An 18737-nucleotide genomic window follows, 5' to 3' on the forward strand; every position below is an offset into this window, starting at 1 on the left:
TTGGGCAACTCAGGACACGATAAAGTTATCGTTATCATCGCACAATCGATATTATTGCGGCACTGCAGCGTTCCACACTTCGCCGATCTCTATACGAAGACCGCAAAACAGGGCAGAATGGTATCGATAACAATTCGAGATGAGGAAGCATCATGTTCGGAGAAATCGAGGGTACGGGGTTTGAGGTTCTCGACCCGCGCTTTGAAAACTGCTTCGTCGGCCATGCCCGCGTCGAGCGGCTTTGGACGGGCGGCCGCTGGCTGGAGGGACCGGCCTGGTTTGCCGCCGGGCGGTATCTGGTCTTCTCGGATATTCCCAACAATCGCATGATGCGCTACGACGATACCAGCGGGCAGACCTCGGTGTTCCGCTCGCCCAGCAACAACTCGAACGGCAATACGGTCGACGATCAGGGACGGTTGATCACCTGCGAGCATCTGACGCGCCGGGTCACACGGACGGATTTCGACGGTGGGATTACCGTGCTGGCCGATCGCATTGCCGGCAAACGGCTCAATTCTCCGAACGACGTTACCGTCAAATCCGACGGGACGATCTGGTTCACCGACCCGAGCTACGGCATTCTCCACGATTATGAGGGCGATTACGGCGAAGAGGAAATCGGCGGATGCCATGTCTACCGGCATGATCCGGCAACAGGCGCGACCGAGCAGATGACCTCCGATTTCATCAAGCCGAACGGGCTGGCTTTCTCACCTGATGAGACCGTTCTCTACATTGCCGACACCGGGGCCTCGCACCTGCCGGGCGGTCCGCGGCATATAAGAAAGCTCGCAGTATCAGGCGATGGAAAGCTGACCGATCTCGGTGTTTTCGCCGAATGCACCTCAGGCTTTTTCGACGGCTTTCGCGTCGACCGGAAGGGAAGAATATGGGCGAGCGCCGGTGATGGCGTGCACGCCTATGACCCGGATGGCACCCTGCTCGGCAAGATCCATATTCCCGAGATCGTCTCCAATGTCGCCTTCGCAGGCGAGAAACTGAACCGCCTCTTCATCACCGCGACCACGTCTCTTTATGCTGTTTATCTCACGGCCAACGGATCGAGACCCGGGTAATCGCCGAGCAGAGGCTGCCCTTCCAGGCAGCCGCTCTGTTGGGAACTGACGATGCGATCAGTCTTCACCGTTGGCTGAGGCCGTCGGCCAGCCTGATGAGGCCGAGGAAATCCGATCGGTAGCCGAAGGTGTCCGTTCCCCGCGATGCCGCGGCGAGATCAGCAACCGCCTGATAGGAATAGGCATCGACGGCGGCGATGCGGCTCAGTTTCTGGCCGAAGGCGGCGACCGCCACCGAGAAGCGCACATCCTGGGGCGCGGCATCGATGGTGGCGACCGTGTTGCTGTTGCCGACCGGCGTGGTGATGAGGGCGCTCTTGTCTTCGCCCGGCCGCTTGTAGCGCATCTTGACGAAGGCAAGCTCGCCTCCATGCGCCTTATCCGATGTCGCGGCGGGCGCCTTGTCGGCCGTGCCGTAACGCAGGTCGTCATTCATCACCGCGGGACTTCCCTTCGGCGTGATCTCGTAGATTGCCGTGACGCTGTGGCCGGAACCGATATCGCCGGCGTCGACGCGGTCATTGTTGAAATCCTCGCGGTTGAGGGCCCGCGTCTCGTAGCCGATCAGGCGGTATTCGGCGATCCGTTCCGGGTTGAATTCGACCTGGAACTTGACGTCCTTGGCGATCGGAAACAGCGTCGAGCCGGCTTCTTCGACCAGTGTCTTCTGCGCCTCCGCCAGAGTGTCGATATAGGCCGCACTGCCATTGCCGTTCTGGGCCAGCGCCTGCATCAGGGAATCGTTGAGATTGCCCCGCCCGAAGCCGAGAACAGTGAGGAAGATGCCGTCCTTGCGCTTCTCTTCGATGATGCGCTTCAGATCCTCGTCGCTCGACGGACCGACATTGAAGTCGCCGTCGGTCGCCAGCATCACCCGGTTAACACCGTCCTTGACGAAGGCCTGTTTGGCAAGATCGTAGGCCGCCGCGATGCCTTCGGCGCCGCCGGTCGAGCCGCCCGGCTCCAACTTGTCGATTGCCGAGAGGATCTTCGATTTCTCCGCCACCCGCGTCGGCTCAAGCACCGTGCCGGCATTGCCGGCATAGGTGACAATCGAGACGGTATCGTCGGGTTTCAGCCTGTTGACCAGCAGCCGGAAGGCGCTCTTCAAAAGCGGCAGCTTGTCCGGCTCGTCCATCGACCCCGAGACGTCGATCAGGAAGACCAGATTGGCGTGCGGCACGGTCGCCGGCGCGATGTCATAGCCCTTGATCGCCACATGCAGCAATTCCGTATCGTGATTCCACGGGGTCGGCATCACAGTCACCGTCGCCTTGAAGGGCTGGTCGGCTTTGTCAGGACCCGGCCAGTCATAGGGGAAATAATTGATCATCTCCTCGACGCGAACCGATTGCGGATCGGGCAGCGCGCCGCCCGTCAGCGACCTGCGAACGAAGGAATAGGAGGCGCTGTCGACATCGGCGGAGAAGGTCGAGACCGGATCGGTCGCCACGCTCTTGATCGGATTTGCCGCGGCATTGGCAAAGCGTTCGCGATCAGCTTCGACTTGAATCTGTACACGCCCTTCCCCAGGTGGAACAGGCGAGGGGGCGACCGCCATCGGTTCGGCGAACTGTTGCTGGGAGGCAATGCCGGGAGCGGCCGGCGCGGCGCGCTTGGCCGCGCCGAGTGCCGCAGCGGAGCCCTCGGACTTGTTCGTCAGAGTAGCGATCTCGCCGGCATCGAATTCAGACGTCTGCGGCGCAACGGGTTTCGCGGCAGTCTGCTGCTCCTTGTCCTGGAGGACTTGGGCACTATCGGTCGCCGATGATTGAGCCGGCCGATTCTCTTCGGCCGGCGCCTCAGAAAGTTGAGGTGCGACCGTGGCGGGCTCAGCCGGCTTCGGCGCACTATTTTGCGAAACATTGTCAGCGAGCTTTTCCTGGTCGACGATCGGCAATCCGCCGCGGCTCAGCTCGAAGGTGAGATACCCGGCGACGGGAATGACGAGCAGCGTCGCAAGGGCTGAACCGGCGAGGAATTTCTTGTTCATGGCAGGGCTCCATATCCAGTTGATGATGGAGCTTTGACGCCAGCCCTTCGCATTTCCTTGGGGCGCCGGCGCATTATTTTCCGCGGTGTCGAAGGCCTGCATCGCCGCGGCAAGCGCACGCGCGCGCGCCTCCGGATCGGCTGCCGGCGGTGTCAGGCGGGAGAGCTTTTCCAGTTCCTTGTCCACGGTCATACCTCTTCCTTGCCGAGCACTGTTTTCAGCCTCTTGCGCGCCTCATGAACCTGCCAGGACACGGTCGCCTCCGAGCAGCCCATGACATCGGCGGCCGCGGAATGGCTGAGGCCTTCGCCGTAAACCAGCAGCACGGCGTCGCATTGCCGTTCCGGCAAAGCGCGCACGGCGGCCCATAATTCGCTCGACAGTTCGTCGTCATTTCCATCAGGTGCATCCGGCTGCGGTTCAGCGGCGTAAGCGCGAAATGCATGCTCTTCCCGGGCAAGCTTACGCCTATGGTCGCGGGCAGCGTTAAGCGTCAGCGTATAGAGCCAGGTCCTGAAGCGGCTGGCGCCACGAAAGCTGCGGATGGCGGCGCCGAGCTTGACGCAGACCTCCTGGGCGATGTCGTCGGCATCCGTGGAACTGCCCGACCAGCGCCACGCCGTCGCGTGGACGAAGTCATAATGGCGCGAGACCAGTTGCCCGAAGGCCTCCCGGTCGCCGCCCTGCGCTCGTTCTATGAGCTCCGCATCCAATTGCGCACCTACCCCAAGCCATCCGGCACGATGTTATTTCGAGATTGAGACGTTTCTCCGATGGCTTTCCTTGGGTCGGCGACGAAAAAATTATCAGATTTTTTGAAAAAGCGGCGAAGCCTGGAAATACAGGGTCAAATAATGAAGCGTCGCGACATCCTTGGGTCGCGGCCAGACAGATTGCCTCCGACGCAAAGGCGCATGATAAGCGCAGAGTCGGCCAGGGACATGGATCTTCGTGTCCCAAATCGAAAGGACCCTGCATGTCCGCTCCCACGGCTATGCCCACCGAAAAGGGCATCCTGCAATTTCTCGAGATCTGCGATAGCTTCTATCCCGCCGACGCCGTCGAAGCGTCGGTCGAGCAGCAGCGGCATTGGTACGATGCTCTGTGCGCGCGCTTCGACCGCCCGCTGCCCCCTGATATGATCTTTGCGGACGGCATGGTCCAGCGCATCCCGATCCGGCGCTACCGGCCGCGCAAAATCCACACCCGGACCGTTCTGCTCTATCTTCATGGCGGCGGTTTCGTCGTCGGTTCGCTGGAGAGCCATCACGCCATCTGCGCGGAGATCGCCGATTTTGTCGGTGCGGAACTCGTTTCCGTCGATTACCGGCTGGCCCCCGAATATCGCTGGCCGGCGCAGACGGATGACGGCTTCGCGGTGTTGAAGCATCTGCTTTCCGCCAACAACAAAGTCGTGCTGATCGGCGACAGCGCCGGCGGCAATCTGGCGGCGGGCCTCGCCTTGCGGGCACGCGACGAGGACCTATCCGGCATCGTCGGCCAGGTTTTGATCTATCCGGCGCTCGGCGGTGACCTCGATGCGGGCTCCTATGTCGAGATGGCTAAGGCGCCTGGCCTGACGACGGCCGATGTCGCCTATTATCGCGAGATCCTGCAGGCGCCGGCAAGCAATGAGATCGCAGAACCGCTGCGTGCATCTTCGGTTGCCGGGCTGCCGCCGGCCTTCATCACCGTCGCGCATTTCGATCCGCTCCGAGACGATGGCCGGCACTATGCCACCCGGCTTGCAGCGGCAGGGGTCGAGGTCTGGTTTCGGGAGGAGCCGCAGATGGTGCATGCCTGGCTGCGCGCCCGCCACATGAGCGAGGGCGCAGGCGACGGTTTCCGCGCCGTTTGCGAGGCCGTCCGGCACTTCGCGGTGCCCTGACGATCACATCAGGTCACGCGCAATCCGCTTTTCCGCAAAGTCCTTTTCGAAGATCTGCACGTCATCCTCAAAAGCGGTCACCACGGCACTGATGATCCACTCGGTCCTGGTGCAAGCAATCTGCGCGGTCGCAACGGTGCGCACGAACCACTCCGCCCGGCGCATGTCGCAGATCCAGGTCGACGTCCCGGTCATCGACAGCGGATCGTCGGGTGAAATCGACCAGATTTCCTCCCGCAATTGCCGGGTCGAGAGACCTGTCGCAGGGTGTTCGGTGAGCCCGGTATCCTCGTGGATGTGATATTCCGTTCGATTGGCTGAGAGGTCGCGGACCACCTGCCGCTTCGTCGCGGCGGCCGCGTGCTCGATGTATTTCGGCAGCGGATCGGGATTGGCCGGTTCCTTGATGTCGATCCGCTGGTGCTCGCCGAGCATCGGCAGCCCCAGGCCGAGTGCCGCGATATCGACCTCGATGCCCTCGTCATCAGGCGGCGGCAGGATCATCGGCCAATAGGCGGTGGAAAGCGAAAGGCGGATGCGATGCCCCTTGCGGAAGCGATAACCGCAGGCATCGAGCACGAGCCGGATCGACACTCGCTCGCCCGGTATCAGCGGTTTGGGATCCGTATTGCCGTCCCGGTGGGTGAGATTGACGACGCCGAAGGCGACACGCATTGCCGTGCCATCCGGATGGACGTCGATGAGCCGGGCACAGAGGTTTCCGCCCGCCGCCCGGGAGCGCAGTGCAAGCGTCAGCACCGGCCGGCCGAGATAGTCGTAATCGCCGGCAAGTGGCATCGTATCGAAGACCAGCGAGCCGGCATCGTCCGAGCGTTGATCGATCGCCATTTCGGCGTCGGGCTTCAGCGTGAAATATTCACCGGATGCCGTCCCGGTGTCGAGCGGAGAGCGGAGATAGACGGGATGTTCGGGCGCGTGCGGAATCGGCATGCCTTCCGTCAGCTTGCCGAACTGCTCGACATAGAAGCACTGCATCTGTGGCGGCGACCAGACGTCCTTGGCGACCCAGAAACCCGGATCGCTGTTACGTCGCGGGGCAGGGCGGACGGAATCGAGAATATAGGCGCGGGCCTGCGGCAAGGTGTCGATGCCATTGTCCTCGCCACGCAGCCATTTGTTCCACCAGGCGATTGCTTCGCCATGGAAATCCATGCGCGGCTTCGGCCAGGCGAAATGCGGATATTTGTGAACCCAGGGGCCGATCAGTGCCTTTGCCTTGCTGCCCAGGCCCTCGACCGCCATCAGAGGCGTATTGCGATAGCCGTCGGCCCAGCCCGCAATGACCAGCGTCGGGATTTCGACGCGGGAAAAATCCTCTGAGATCGAGCCATGACGCCAGAAATCATCGCGCCGCTGGTGGACCAGCCAGTCCTCCATGAAGAAGGGTTCGCCCGCCAGGCGTTCCAGCCACATCTCCTTCCAGCGCTCGCCGGCAAGTGCTGGATCGGGCGGACGCGACTGGTAACCGAGCATCGTCGCCGCCCAGGAGAGCTGGGCGGAGAGATGGCAGCCGTTCTTGTAGTGGATGTCGTCATTGTAGCGGTCGACGGTCGAGGCGATCGAGATGAGGGCCTTGAGCGCCGGCGGGCGCAATGCCGCGACCTGCAGGCTGTTGAAACCGCCCCAGGAGATGCCCATCATGCCGACCGCGCCGTTCGACCATGGCTGCGCGGCAATCCAGGCGATCAGCTCACAGGCATTGGCAAGCTCGCTTTCGGTGTATTCGCCGTCGATGACCCCGTCGGATTCTCCGGATCCGCGGATATCGACGCGCACGCCGGCAATGCCTGCGGCCGCAAATTCGGGATAGGTCGACTCATCCCTGAGGCAAGTTCCGTCTCGCTTGCGATAGGGCAGGAATTCGAAGACGGCAGGAACGGGATCTTCCCTAGCGCCATCCGGCATCCAGATGCGCGCGGCAAGCCGCGTCCCATCCTTCAGCGTAATCCATTCATTCTCGATGGTGGTGAAGCCGCGCGAGGTCATGCTCATTCCCTAGTGTACATTCAGTTGCCCGCGCTTTCCATGCGCCGCGTGGCGAGCACCCGTTCCAGCCAGCCGATTTCCATCTCCGGTACGGATTTCAGGAGCAAATCGGTGTAGTCGTCAAAGGGCGGCGACAGCGCCGTCGATTTCGGGCCGAAGCGCACCAGCTTGCCGCGATGCATCACCGCCACGCTGTCGGCGATCGCCCGGACGATGGCGATGTCGTGGGTGATGAATATATAGGACAGCTGCTCTTCCTCCTGCAGGCGCAGCAGCAACTTAAGGATGCCCTCCGCCACCAGCGGATCGAGCGCCGAAGTCGGCTCGTCGCAGAGGATGAGTTCGGGCTTGGCGGCCAGCGCTCTGGCGATCGCCACGCGCTGCTTCTGGCCGCCGGAGAGTTCGGCCGGGTAGCGATCGACGAAGCCGTTGCCCATTTCGATCTGGTCGAGCAATTCCTTGACCCGCGCGGTCTTCTCGGCGCCTCTGAGGCCATAGTAGAAAGTCAGCGGGCGGCCGATGATGTCACGAACCGTCTGCCGCGGGTTCATCGCCGTATCGGCCATCTGGTAGATCAACTGGATTCGCCTGAGGTCGTCGTTCGGCCGGCTCTTCAGACCCGGCATCAGCGGCTTGCCGTCAAAGACGATGCGCCCGCTGCTCGGCGGCAACAGGCCGGTGATGACGCGCGCCAGGGTCGATTTGCCCGAGCCGGATTCGCCGACCACCGCAAGCGTCTGTCCCTTCGGCACATGCAGCGTGACATCGTGCAGCACTTTGAAGCCGTTGGAATATTCGGCACTGACATTCTCCACCTTGAGAAGTGCCGTGGACTGGTCGGCAGCTTCCTCGCGATAGGCCTGCCTGACATTGACGAGGGCGCGCGTATAATCCTCCCGCGGTGCCTCGATGATCTGCTGGACGCTGCCATATTCGACTTGTTTGCCATGGCGCAGGACCATGATGTCGTCGGAAATCTGAGCGACGACGGCGAGGTCGTGGGTAATATAAAGGGCGGCGGTGTGGGTTTCCTCGATCGCATGCTTGATCGCCGCCAGCACGTCGATCTGCGTGGTGACGTCGAGCGCCGTGGTCGGTTCGTCGAAGACGATCAGTTCGGGATTGGAGCAGAGCGCCATCGCCGTCATCGCCCGCTGCAGCTGGCCGCCGGAGACCTGGTGGGCAAAACGCTCGCCGAAGCTTTCCGGATTGGGCAGACCCAAAACGCGGAATAGATAAAGGGCACGCTTGCGCGCCTCTTCCTTGCTCATCAAACCATGTTTGACCGACGCTTCGATCACCTGATCGCCGAGCCTATGCGCCGGATTGAAGGCAGCGGCGGCCGATTGCGCGACATAGCAGACCCGGGCGCCACGAATCTTTCGGATGCCATTCTTGCCGAGTGCCAGGATATCGGCGCCGGCGAGCCGCACCTCGCCGCCGGTGATTTCCGCGCCGCCCCGGCCATAGGCGAGCGCGGAGAGGCCGATCGTCGATTTGCCGGCGCCGGATTCGCCGATCAGGCCGAGCACCTTGCCCTTCTGCAGGTCGAAGGAAACGCCGTCGACGATCGTCACCCGCCTGGGCGGTTCGCCCGGCGGATAGCTGGTGGCTTCGATCTTCAGATTGCGAACGGAAAGAAGCTCAGGCATCGCCGCGCCCTCCCTTGAGGCTGGATGTGCGTTTCAGGAGCCAATCGACGACGAGGTTGACGCAGACGGCAAGCACAGCGATCGCAGTGCCCGGCACAAGTGCTGCCGATATGCCGAAAATGATGCCGTCCTTGTTGTCCTTGACCATGCCGCCCCAATCGGCCGCGGGCGGCTGAATGCCGAGGCCGAGGAAGGACAGCGTCGAGAGGAAGAGGATCGAGAAGGCGAAGCGCAGCCCGAACTCGGCCAGCAGCGGCGACAGCGTGTTCGGCAGGATCTCGCGGAAGATGATCCAGAGCTTGCCTTCGCCGCGCAGCTTGGCCGCCTCGACGAATTCCATCACCGCGACATCGAGTGCCACGGCGCGGCCGAGACGGTAGACGCGGGTGGAATCGAGGATCGCCATGACAAGGATCAGCACGATGAGGTTTTGCGGCAGCACCGCAAGCACGACCAGCGCGAAGATCAGCGTCGGGATCGACATCATCAGATCGTTGAAGCGCGAAAACACCGTGTCGATGATGCCGCGCGAGACGGCAGCGGTGAAGCTCAGAATGATGCCGAGCGAGAAGGAGATGACGGTCGCGGCGGACGAGACCAGCAGCGTCGTGCGCGCACCGTAGATCAGACGTGAGAGGATGTCGCGGCCGAGATTGTCGAGGCCAAAGACGTAATTCGCGTCGGCAGGCGCCCAGACGTCGCCGACGACCTGGGTCTCGCCATAAGGAGCGATCCAGGGAGCAAAGATCGCGAAGATGAAGGCGACGGCGATACCGGTCATGCCGATCCAGGCGGTGATGGGGATGTCTCTCAATCTCATCGCGGATGCCTCAGCCGGGGATTGGCGATAATCGCGAGGATATCGGCCGTCATGTTGAGGAAGATGTAGACGGCCGCGAAGATCAGGCCGCAGGCCTGCACCACGGGCATGTCGCGCACGGTGACCGCATCGACCATATATTGCCCCATGCCGGGATAGACGAAGACCACCTCGACGACGACGACGCCGACGACGAGATAGGCGAGGTTCAGCGCGACGACATTGATGATCGGCGCCAGCGCATTGGGGGCGGCGTGCTTGACGATCGCGCGGAAGGCGCTGAGGCCCTTCAGCTCTGCCGTCTCCATATAGGCCGACGACATGACGGAGAGGATCGCGGCGCGTGTCATGCGCATCATATGCGCGAGCACGACGAGCACGAGGGTTGCCGTCGGCAGCGCGATCGCCTTCAACCGCTCGACGAAGCCCATGCTGTCATAGACCGTTGCCGGAAAGGTCGCCATGCCGAACTTCACCGCGAAGAACAGGATCAGCAGATAGCCGATGAAGAATTCCGGCAGTGAGATCGCCGCAAGCGAGATGATGTTGATGATCTTGTCCGGCAGGCGATTGCGGAAATGCACCGAGAACATGCCGAGGCCGACGGCGAGCGGCACGGAGATGACAGCTGCGAAACCCGCCAGGAAAAGCGAATTGCCGAGACGTTTTCCGATCTGCTCGCTCACCGAATTCTTGCTGGCCCAGGAAGTGCCGAAATCCCCCTGGACGGCGTTGCCGAGCCACTCGACATAGCGCGTCGTCACCGGGCGGTTCAGCCCGAGATCCTGACGGATATTGGCAACGGCCTGCGGCGTCGCCGACTGGCCGAGATAGGTGGTGGCAAAATCGCCGGGCAGGGCTTCCAGGCCGCCGAAGATCAGGATGGAAACGGCAAAAAGCAGGACGAGGCTGAGCACGAACCGCTCGAGGATAAGGGCCAGCAGCGGAAAACGCTGCCGGAACCGGAGGCCGGGCAAGATGCCTGGGGCAGGATTGGTCATGGCGAGGACCTCGCGCTAAAACGGCGGGAGGACCGCGGGTTTCGTCCCACGGTCCCGGCTTCGTTGGAGATCGGAGGGGCAAACGCCCCTTTTACCCTCAGGCGTCCAGCCAGACGCGGGTTGCGACGTAGCCGTTCGACATGTCGTTGCCGATGTCGTGGACATAACCCTTCACCTGTTTGGTGGAGGCGTTCACGAAATCGTTGAACATCGGCAGGATCACGCCGCCCTCGTCGCGCACCATCATCGCCATGGCGCGGTACAGCTCCTTGCGTTTGGCTTCATCAAGCTCGGAACGGGCCTGCAGCAGCAGCTTGTCGAAGTCGGGGCGCTTGAACTTGGTGTCGTTCCAGTCCGCCGTCGAGAGATAGGCAGTGGAATACATCTGGTCCTGCGTCGGACGGCCACCCCAATAGGAGGTCGAGAAGGGCTGGACGTTCCAGACGTTGGTCCAGTAGCCGTCGCCCGGTTCGCGCTTGACCTCGATCTCGATGCCGGCCTTCTTGCAGCTTTCCTGATAGAGGACAGCCGCATCGACACCGCCGGGAAAGGCGACTTCCGAAGTGCGCAGGAGGACCGAGCCGCTATGGCCTGACTTCTTGTAGTGGAAAGCAGCCTTGTCGGGATCGTAAACGCGCTGCTCGATGCCCTCGGGAAACAGCGCATAGGTGCTGTTGATCGGGAAATCGTTGCCGACCTTGCCGTAGCCGCCGAGGATCTTCTGCACCATGGTCTCACGGTCCATGGCGTATTTGAGGGCCAGGCGCAGATCGTTGTTGTCGAACGGCGCCTTGTCGCAATGCATGATGAAGACGTAGTGGCCGCGGCCGGCGGTCGAGAGGATCTCGACATTGGGTGCGCGTTTCAGCATGTTGACGGTCTTCGGGTCGACGCGGTTGATATAGTGCACCTGGCCTGATGAGAGGGCCGCGATGCGGGCCGTGGCGTCGTTCATGCCGATGATCTCGATCGAATCGACATAACCCCGGTCGGTTCGCCAGTCGTCCTTGTTCTTCTCGAAGGTGGCGCGCACGCCCGGCTCGAAGCTCGTCATCTTGTAGGGGCCGGTGCCGATCGAGGCGAGGGGATCGTCGACGCCGCCATTCGGCTGGATGACCAGATGGTAGTCGGACAGCAGCAGCGGCATGTCGGCATTGCCTTCGCTGAGTGTCAGCACGAGATTGCCGCCATCGGCCTTGATTTCCTTGATCGAGCCGAGAACGCCGAGCGCGCCGGATTCCGACTTTGCGTCGGTATGGCGCTTCAACGTCGCAACGACGTCGTCGATCGTCATCTCTTTGCCGTTGTGGAACTTGACGCCCTTGCGGATCTTGAAGGTCCAGGTGGCCGCGTCCTTCGACGGCTCCCAGGATTCGGCCAGCGACGGGACGGCGGCACCCGTCAGCGGATCGGATTCGACCAGCATGTCGCCCCAGCAGCGGCCGATGCAGAACATGACTTGCGACAGGAACTTTGCCGGATCCTTGGAATCGGTGGCTGCACCGCCTTCGAGGCCGAGCTTCAGGTGGCCGCCGCGTTTTGGTTCGGCAGCTTCAGCGCTTTCGGTGAAGAGCTTGTCGGCGACGGCAAGTGTGATGCCCGCCGCCATGGCGCGTCCCATGAATTCGCGGCGGCTGAGCCCGCCGGCGGTGACGCGGCTTGTCAGATATTTCGTGTAGTCGTTCATTCCCCAGTTCCTTCTTTATGGTGCGTTGACAGAACTTCCGGGCGGGTTCGCAGGCGGTTTCCTCTCCACCTCCGGTGCCCGCATCATGCGGGAAAATGCTGCGGTTGCAGCCGCCTCCTTATTCTCCTTTCCAAATGGGGCTTCGCTTCTCGGCGAAAGCCCGCGCGCCTTCCAATTGGTCTTCGCTCGAATAGAGCCTGTCGACGGTCGCAAACTGCCGTTTGGTGATCTTGTTCATGGCAGTCTGAAACGTCGAACCCTCCGCTTCGCGGACGATTTCCTTGATGGCCGCATAAACGAGCGGCGGCCCGCTTTCGAGCAGGCGGGCAAGCTCCCAGGCTCTCTCCATCAGCCGCGTGGCCGGCAGGACCTCGTTGACGAAACCCCAGCGATGCGCTTCGTGAACGTCGAGCCAGCGTCCCGTCAAAAGCATGTCCATGGCGATGTGGTAGGGGATGCGTTTCGGCAGCTTGATCGAGGCCGCATCGGCAACCGTGCCGGAGCGGATTTCCGGCAGGGCGAAGGTCGCATGCTCGGCGGCGATGATCAGGTCTGATGAAAGCGCGATCTCCAGTCCGCCGCCGCAACAGATGCCGTTGACCGCACAAATGACCGGCTTGTTGAGATCGCGCAGCTCCTGCAGCCCGCCGAAGCCGCCGACGCCATAATCGCCGTCGACCGCATCGCCTGATGCTGCCGCCTTAAGGTCCCATCCGGCGCAAAAGAATTTCTCGCCCGCGCCCGACACGATCGCGACACGCAGTTCAGGATCGTCACGGAAGTCACGGAAGATCAATCCCATGGCACGGCTGGTCGCAAGGTCGATGGCATTCGCCTTCGGCCGGTCGATGACGACTTCCAGCACTCCGCCGTCCTGTCGTGCGCGAATGGGATCGTTCAACCTATGCTACCTCCTCCGCCGTATGAGAGCATCGGCTGCGGCAACACCGCGCCCCTCGGGAAGAACCATCAACGGATTAATGTCCAGTTCCTCCAGGCATGCCGCGTTCATTACGACATAATCCGCCGCTGCTGCGATAGCGGCGACCGCGGCGTCGAGATCGCCTTTCGGCGCTCCGCGATAGCCATAGATCAATTTTGTTAGTCTGAGGCGAGAAATCGCCGCATGAATCTCGGTTTTCTTCGCCGGAAGCGGCAAGATGACGGAGTCCTCGAGCAATTCGACGAAGATTCCGCCCGCTCCAACGGTGAGCGACAATCCGAAGACAGGGTCGCGGGTGGCGCCGACAATGAGCTCGGCGACCGGCGGATCGATCATCTTCTCGACGAGGTATCCGGCATTCGACGGCATTTTCGCCGCCGCGTTCGAAACAGCCTGACTATCCCTGAGGTTGAGCGCGACGGCGCCGGCCTCGGTCTTATGGGCAATGCCGAGAGCCTTCAGCACGACGGGGAAACCGAGCCGTTCGGCCTGCTCGGCCGCTTCACGGGGAGAAAAAGCCTGCAGCCCCCAGGGAACAGGGAGGCCGCAGGCAGCAAGTTCCGTCTTCGCATCGGCTTCCGTCAGCGTCTCGATTTCGCCGTCCATGGACGGCACGTCGAGCAGCGGCAGGGGAGGCGAGCGATCCCAGACCTTGCCAATACCGGCAGCGACTTCCGCCGCAATGATGGCTTCGTCGATGCCCGAGAAGGCGACGATGCCATTCGCCATCAGCCGATCGGCGATCGGTTCCGGCATATTCTCGGGAAGGGTCGCCAGAAGGCCGGCCAGCGCACCGGTGGCAGTGGCGGCGGCGATAACCGCGTCCGCCGTCGTCGCCCATTCGGCCGCATCACAGCGATCACCGCGCGGAAAATCGAGGACGACGAGATTGAGGGCATAGCCGCCTTCGAACATGGCGCTGAAGGCTTCGGTCTGGCGGGCGAGATCGCCCCAGACGAAGGTGTGGTAATCGAGCGGATTGGAAAGCGTCACCATCTCGCCGAGGACCCGCCGCAGACGCGGCAATTGTCGCGGCTGCAGCGCAGGGAATTCGACATTGCGGCCGACGGCGGCATCCGCCATCAGCGAGGCCTCGCCACCCGAGCAGCTCATGGACGAGATCGAATGCCCCGGGAGGGGGCCGGCGACATGCAGCAGCTTCAGGGTTTCCAGCAATGCCGGCAGGCTTTGGACACGGCCGATGCCGAGCCGGGCAAGCACAGCATCGGCCACCGCATCGCTGCCGGCGAGAGAGGCGGTGTGCGACACCGCCGCATGTCTTGCCTGCTCTGATCTGCCGACCTTCAGCACGACGACCGGCTTCTTGGACCGGCGAGCAATGGCAGCCAGGCGTTCGAGGCTGGAGAGCTCGCCGAAACCTTCGACATGCAGGCCGACCGCCGTGACACGCGGATCGTCGATCAATGCGGAGGCGATATCGGCAAGCGATGTCTGAGCCTGGTTGCCTGCCGTGACCATATAGGCGATCGGCAGCCCGCGTGTCTGCATGGTCAGGTTGATGGCGATATTGGAGGACTGCGTGAGGATCGCGACGCCGCATTTGCTGCGCTTCATGCCGTGCTGGTCGGGCCAGAGCAGCGCACCGTCGAGACCGTTGATCAGCCCATAACAATTGGGACCGAGGATCGGCATATCGCCGGCCGCCGTCAGCAGCGCCTGCTGCAGCTCGGCACCGTCCTCGAGTTCACCCGTCGCCTCGCTGAAGCCCGACGCATAACAGACCGCGCCGCCGGCGCCGGCCTGCGAAAGGCTGCGGACGATCTCGACGGTGAGCGTCCTGTTGACGCCGACGAAGGCGGCGTCCGGTGCCGAAGGCAGATCGGAGACCGAGCGATAACAGGGCCGTCCGAGCACCTCGTCGAGGTGGGGATGGACAGGCCAGATCTTTCCGGCAAAATCCATGCGGTCGCATTGCTCGATCACCCGGCGCGCCTCGCGGCCGCCGAAGACGGCGATCGTTTGCGGTCTGAGCAGGCGGTCGAGCACGCGAGATGTCATCGGCTCACGCTCCCAGTGGTCTGAGCAGGTCGCGGCTGATGATATGCCGCTGGATTTCGGAAGTGCCGTCCCAGATGCGCTCGACACGCGCATCGCGCCAGAAGCGGGCGAGCGGCAGGTCGTCCATCAGTCCCATGCCGCCGAAGATCTGGATCGCCTCGTCGGTGACGCGGCCGAGCATTTCGGAGGCATAGAGCTTGGCCGAGGCGATCTGCCGGTCCGCGGGCAGGCCGGCATCGAGCCGCCAGGCGGCTGACAGCGTCAGCCAGTCGGCCGCGTCGATCTCGGTGATCATGTCGGCAAGCTTGAACGATACGCCCTGATTGGCGCCGATCGGCTTGCCGAATTGCTTGCGCTCGGCGGCATAGGGCAGGGCCAGATCGAAGACGCGCCGCGCCCGGCCGACGCAGGTGGCGGCAACCGTCAGCCGTGTGCCGTATAGCCATTGGTTGGCGATATCGAAGCCGCGATGCACCTCGCCCAGCACTTGGGCTTCGGGGATGCGGCAATCCTCGAAGCTCAGCGTGCAGTTGTGGTAGCCGCGATGCGAAACGGAATCGTAGCCTTTGAGGACTTCGAAGCCCGGCGTGCCACGATCCACGAGGAAGGCGGTGATCTTCTTCTTGATGCCTTTCGGCGTTTCCTCCTCGCCGGTCGCGGCAAAGACGATGACGAAATCGGCGACATCGGCATGCGAAATAAAGTGTTTCGTGCCGTTCAGGATGAAGTCGCCGCCGTCGCGGCGGGCTGAGCATTTCATGCCGCGCATATCGGAACCGGCGTCCGGCTCGGTTATCGCGAGCGCATCGATCTTCTCGCCGCGCACCGCAGGCAGGAGATAGCGTTCGCGCTGCTCGCCTTCGCAGGCCATGAGAATGCCGGAGGGCCGGCCGAAGAAAACCGTCAGGCCCATGGAGCCGCGCCCGAGCTCCCGCTCGACCAGCGTGAAGGTGACATGGTCGAGGCCGGCGCCGCCGACCTCTTCCGGAAAATTGCAGGCGTAGAAGCCGAGATCGATGCATTTACGCCGGATTTCGGCTCCGAGCTCCGGCGGAACGATACCGGTACGCTCGACCTCGTTCTCATGCGGATAGATCTCCGCTTCCACGAAGGCGCGGACCGTGTTGACGATCATTTCCTGTTCTTCGCTGAGGCCGAAATCCATGCCGATCCTCCTACCGTCTCTCACCGACGTGACGGCCGACGCCTTCAGGCGCTGCCAACTCCGCATGGGCTCTGGCGATCGCCTTCGCCTTGTCGAGGACGCCAGCCGGCGCCGGCGCGGCTTTGCCCGCCTTGCTGTCGACATGCAGCAACATATGCTCGGCGGTGGCAAGAGCCTCGCCGGTCGCCGTATCGTGAAGCGTATGGAAGACATGCAGCCGCTTTTCGTCGACGGACAGGATCTGGCAGGTCGAATGGATCGCCTGGCCGAGCTTCGCCTCGCCGAGATGGCGGATATGGGTTTCCACCGTATAGTAGCTCTGCCCCGCCTCGACATAGGCGAAATCGACGCCGATGAGGCGCAGCAGCGCATCCGATGTATCGCCGAAAACCTGCAGGTAGCGGTGCTCGGTCATATGGCCGTTGTAGTCGACCCAGGCAGGGCTGACCTTCGTCTCGACGAGCCTCAGCGGCTTCGACGGATCGAAAGACGCGGTCGTCCCGCCGCCTGCTGCCCAGAGCGATTGCTCGAAATCCTTCAAGAGCTTGCCGGCGCCCCAGCCCTTGCCGCCATCGCCGCCCTTGAGGGCTTGCAGGATGCCGACCAGGTTTTCGTCGCGGATGCGTTCGAGTTCACGGATCGAAAGACCGGCCGCCTGCTCGTCGGATTGCTGGCCAATCTTTTCGATCAGCGCGTCGTCGAGATCGACGACATCGGTGAGCTTGGTCCAGGGCCAGGCAAGGCAGGGGCCGAACTGGGCGAGGAAGTGGCGCATCCCAGCCTCGCCGCCGGCGATGCGATAGGTCTGGAACAGGCCCATCTGCGCCCAGCGCAGGCCGAAAGAGTAGCGGATGACATCATCGAGCGTCTCGACGGTGCAGATATCGTCGTGGATCAGCCACAGGGCCTCGCGCCAGAGTGCTTCGAGCAGCCGGTCGCCGACGAAGGCCTCGATCTCCTTGGCGATATGGACGCCCTTCATGCCGATCGGCGCCAGTCTTTCCATCGCCGCCTTGATGGTCGCGGCCGAGGTCTTCTCACCACCGACGATTTCGACCAGCGGCAAGAGATAGACGGGATTATAGGGATGGGCGACGAAGAGGCGCTCGGGATGCTTCATGTCGCGTTGCAAATCGGTCGGCAGCAGGCCTGAGGTGGAAGAGCCGATCAGCGCATCCGGCCGCGCCGCGGCATCGATTTGCGTTAGCACACCACGCTTGAGATCGAGCCTTTCCGGCACGCTTTCCTGAATCCAGTCGGCGCCGGCGACAGCTTCCTCCAGCGTCTTGCAGAAGGTGAGCCTGCCGCGCGGCGGCAGGGGTGCACCGGTCAGCATGGCATAGGCCTTTTCGGCATTGGCGATCACTTCGCCGACGATGCGGCCCGCCTCCGGATGCGGGTCGAACACATCAACGTCGATGCCGGCCAGCAGAAAACGCGCGATCCATCCGCCGCCGATGACGCCGCCGCCGATACAAGCTGCCTTGTTGATCCCTGTCATGCCGTCCTCAGCGCTTCGTCAGTTTAAGTTTCTTGCGGACGTCTTCCGGGCCGATGATCCGGGCGCCCATGCCTTCGACCACCTGCACGGCCTTTTCGACGAGCTGCGCATTGGTGGCGACCTGGCCCTTGCCGACGAAGAGATTGTCCTCCAGGCCGACGCGCACGTTGCCGCCGGCCAGAACCGCCGCTGCCGGATAGGCCATGGCGTTGCGGCCGATCGAAAAGGCCGAGAAGGTCCAGCTTTTCGGTACGTTGTTGACCATCGCCATGAAGGTGTTGAGATCATCGGGCGCGCCCCACGGAATGCCCATGCAGAGCTGGATCAGCACCGGATCTTCGATCAGGCCTTCCTCGGCAAGCTGCTTGGCGAACCAGAGGTGGCCGGTGTCGAAGGCCTCGATCTCCGGCCGCACGCCGAGATCGGTCATCTTCTTCGCCATGGCCCGCAGCATCGCCGGCGTGTTGGTCATGACATAGTCGCCGAGATTGAAATTCATCGTGCCGCAGTCGAGCGTGCAGATTTCGGGCAGGCATTCGGCGACATGGCTGACGCGCTCGGTGGCGCCCGCCATGTCAGTGCCCTTCGGATTGAGGGGAAGGGGGCTTTCGACATCGCCGAAGATCAGATCCCCGCCCATGCCGGCGGTGAGATTGAGGACGACGTCGACATCCGCCGAGCGGATGCGGTCGGTGACCTCCTTGTAGAGATCGTTGCGGCGGCTGGCGGCCCCCGTTTCCGGATCGCGGACATGGCAGTGAACAACAGCCGCCCCAGCCTTGGCGGCGTCGATCGCGGAATCCGCGATCTGCTTGGGAGTGATGGGAACGTGGCTGGATCTGGAAACCGTATCGCCGGCGCCGGTGACGGCACAGGTAATGAAGACATCGCGGTTCATCGCAAGAGGCATGTTTTTGTTCTCCCCGTCTTGACCGCATTACGCGACAGGCCGGGCAGCGATGCTTTGCATTTTCAGATGCAA

At 62.7% G+C, this 18737-nt stretch carries 14 protein-coding genes; 2 read left to right on the forward strand and 12 right to left on the reverse strand.

From position 1 onward, the window contains the following. Nucleotides 1-152: 152 nt before the first annotated feature. Nucleotides 153-1079: an SMP-30/gluconolactonase/LRE family protein gene (locus tag QMO82_RS00760; protein ID WP_183610326.1), complete on the forward strand. Its 927-nt coding sequence runs from the start codon at nucleotides 153-155 to the stop codon at nucleotides 1077-1079. Between the two features lie 64 nt (nucleotides 1080-1143). Here the strand turns inward: QMO82_RS00760 and QMO82_RS00765 are convergent, their stop codons facing one another. Both QMO82_RS00765 and QMO82_RS00770 read right to left on the reverse strand, forming a co-directional pair. Beyond that, complete coding sequence (locus QMO82_RS00765; protein WP_183610327.1) at nucleotides 1144-3264, reverse strand: VWA domain-containing protein; 2121 nt, start codon at nucleotides 3262-3264, stop codon at nucleotides 1144-1146. Then, nucleotides 3261-3785 (reverse strand): RNA polymerase sigma factor, encoded by a 525-nt coding sequence (locus QMO82_RS00770; RefSeq protein WP_183610328.1) that lies wholly within the window; start codon nucleotides 3783-3785, stop codon nucleotides 3261-3263. The genes QMO82_RS00765 and QMO82_RS00770 overlap by 4 nt, the downstream gene beginning before the upstream one ends. 263 nt (nucleotides 3786-4048) lie before the next feature. On the opposite strand from QMO82_RS00770, the gene QMO82_RS00775 reads away from it, so the two are divergent. After that, a complete protein-coding gene (locus QMO82_RS00775) occupies nucleotides 4049-4960 on the forward strand; it encodes an alpha/beta hydrolase (RefSeq protein ID WP_183610329.1) in 912 nt (303 codons plus the stop codon). A gap of 3 nt (nucleotides 4961-4963) precedes the next feature. Here QMO82_RS00775 and QMO82_RS00780 read toward each other — a convergent pair whose 3' ends face one another. The 10 genes from QMO82_RS00780 to QMO82_RS00825 form a co-directional block, all read right to left on the reverse strand. After that, nucleotides 4964-6967, reverse strand: coding sequence for a CocE/NonD family hydrolase (locus QMO82_RS00780; protein ID WP_183610330.1), 2004 nt, complete (start codon nucleotides 6965-6967; stop codon nucleotides 4964-4966). Between the two features lie 20 nt (nucleotides 6968-6987). Continuing rightward, nucleotides 6988-8619: an ABC transporter ATP-binding protein gene (locus tag QMO82_RS00785; protein ID WP_183610331.1), complete on the reverse strand. Its 1632-nt coding sequence runs from the start codon at nucleotides 8617-8619 to the stop codon at nucleotides 6988-6990. After that, a complete protein-coding gene (locus QMO82_RS00790) occupies nucleotides 8612-9439 on the reverse strand; it encodes an ABC transporter permease (RefSeq protein ID WP_183610332.1) in 828 nt (275 codons plus the stop codon). The genes QMO82_RS00785 and QMO82_RS00790 overlap by 8 nt, the downstream gene beginning before the upstream one ends. After that, on the reverse strand, nucleotides 9436-10440 hold the full coding sequence (locus QMO82_RS00795) for an ABC transporter permease (RefSeq protein ID WP_097620124.1): 1005 nt from the start codon (nucleotides 10438-10440) through the stop codon (nucleotides 9436-9438). The genes QMO82_RS00790 and QMO82_RS00795 overlap by 4 nt, the downstream gene beginning before the upstream one ends. Nucleotides 10441-10537: 97 nt before the next feature. Beyond that, the gene (locus QMO82_RS00800; protein ID WP_183610333.1) at nucleotides 10538-12127 is read right to left on the reverse strand and encodes an ABC transporter substrate-binding protein; all 1590 of its coding nucleotides are present in this window, start codon (nucleotides 12125-12127) and stop codon (nucleotides 10538-10540) included. A 118-nt stretch (nucleotides 12128-12245) separates the two neighbouring features. After that, nucleotides 12246-13028 (reverse strand): carnitinyl-CoA dehydratase, encoded by a 783-nt coding sequence (locus tag QMO82_RS00805; protein ID WP_183610334.1) that lies wholly within the window; start codon nucleotides 13026-13028, stop codon nucleotides 12246-12248. A gap of 6 nt (nucleotides 13029-13034) precedes the next feature. Beyond that, the gene (locus QMO82_RS00810) at nucleotides 13035-15089 is read right to left on the reverse strand and encodes an acetate--CoA ligase family protein (RefSeq protein WP_183610335.1); all 2055 of its coding nucleotides are present in this window, start codon (nucleotides 15087-15089) and stop codon (nucleotides 13035-13037) included. Between the two features lie 4 nt (nucleotides 15090-15093). Beyond that, a complete protein-coding gene (locus QMO82_RS00815; RefSeq protein ID WP_183610336.1) occupies nucleotides 15094-16254 on the reverse strand; it encodes an acyl-CoA dehydrogenase family protein in 1161 nt (386 codons plus the stop codon). A gap of 10 nt (nucleotides 16255-16264) precedes the next feature. After that, complete coding sequence (locus tag QMO82_RS00820) at nucleotides 16265-17755, reverse strand: carnitine 3-dehydrogenase (RefSeq protein WP_183610337.1); 1491 nt, start codon at nucleotides 17753-17755, stop codon at nucleotides 16265-16267. Nucleotides 17756-17762: 7 nt separating this feature from the next. Further along, entirely contained in the window at nucleotides 17763-18665 is a 903-nt protein-coding gene (locus tag QMO82_RS00825) for a 3-keto-5-aminohexanoate cleavage protein (RefSeq protein WP_183610338.1), read from the reverse strand. Between the last annotated feature and the right edge of the window lie 72 nt (nucleotides 18666-18737).

The organism is Rhizobium sp. BT04 (assembly GCF_030053135.1).
GTDB classification, from domain to species: Bacteria; Pseudomonadota; Alphaproteobacteria; order Rhizobiales; family Rhizobiaceae; genus Rhizobium; species Rhizobium binxianense.

What these genes read in the sequence shown, in the direction of transcription:
- QMO82_RS00760 (WP_183610326.1), top strand. Translation starts at nt 153, where the DNA reads ATGTTCGGAGAAATCGAGGGTACGGGGTTTGAGGTTCTCGACCCGCGC.
- QMO82_RS00765 (WP_183610327.1), bottom strand. Translation starts at nt 3,264, where the DNA reads ATGACCGTGGACAAGGAACTGGAAAAGCTCTCCCGCCTGACACCGCCG.
- QMO82_RS00775 (WP_183610329.1), top strand. Translation starts at nt 4,049, where the DNA reads ATGTCCGCTCCCACGGCTATGCCCACCGAAAAGGGCATCCTGCAATTT.
- QMO82_RS00780 (WP_183610330.1), bottom strand. Translation starts at nt 6,967, where the DNA reads ATGACCTCGCGCGGCTTCACCACCATCGAGAATGAATGGATTACGCTG.
- QMO82_RS00785 (WP_183610331.1), bottom strand. Translation starts at nt 8,619, where the DNA reads ATGCCTGAGCTTCTTTCCGTTCGCAATCTGAAGATCGAAGCCACCAGC.
- QMO82_RS00790 (WP_183610332.1), bottom strand. Translation starts at nt 9,439, where the DNA reads ATGAGATTGAGAGACATCCCCATCACCGCCTGGATCGGCATGACCGGT.
- QMO82_RS00795 (WP_097620124.1), bottom strand. Translation starts at nt 10,440, where the DNA reads ATGACCAATCCTGCCCCAGGCATCTTGCCCGGCCTCCGGTTCCGGCAG.
- QMO82_RS00800 (WP_183610333.1), bottom strand. Translation starts at nt 12,127, where the DNA reads ATGAACGACTACACGAAATATCTGACAAGCCGCGTCACCGCCGGCGGG.
- QMO82_RS00810 (WP_183610335.1), bottom strand. Translation starts at nt 15,089, where the DNA reads ATGACATCTCGCGTGCTCGACCGCCTGCTCAGACCGCAAACGATCGCC.
- QMO82_RS00815 (WP_183610336.1), bottom strand. Translation starts at nt 16,254, where the DNA reads ATGGATTTCGGCCTCAGCGAAGAACAGGAAATGATCGTCAACACGGTC.
- QMO82_RS00820 (WP_183610337.1), bottom strand. Translation starts at nt 17,755, where the DNA reads ATGACAGGGATCAACAAGGCAGCTTGTATCGGCGGCGGCGTCATCGGC.
- QMO82_RS00825 (WP_183610338.1), bottom strand. Translation starts at nt 18,665, where the DNA reads ATGCCTCTTGCGATGAACCGCGATGTCTTCATTACCTGTGCCGTCACC.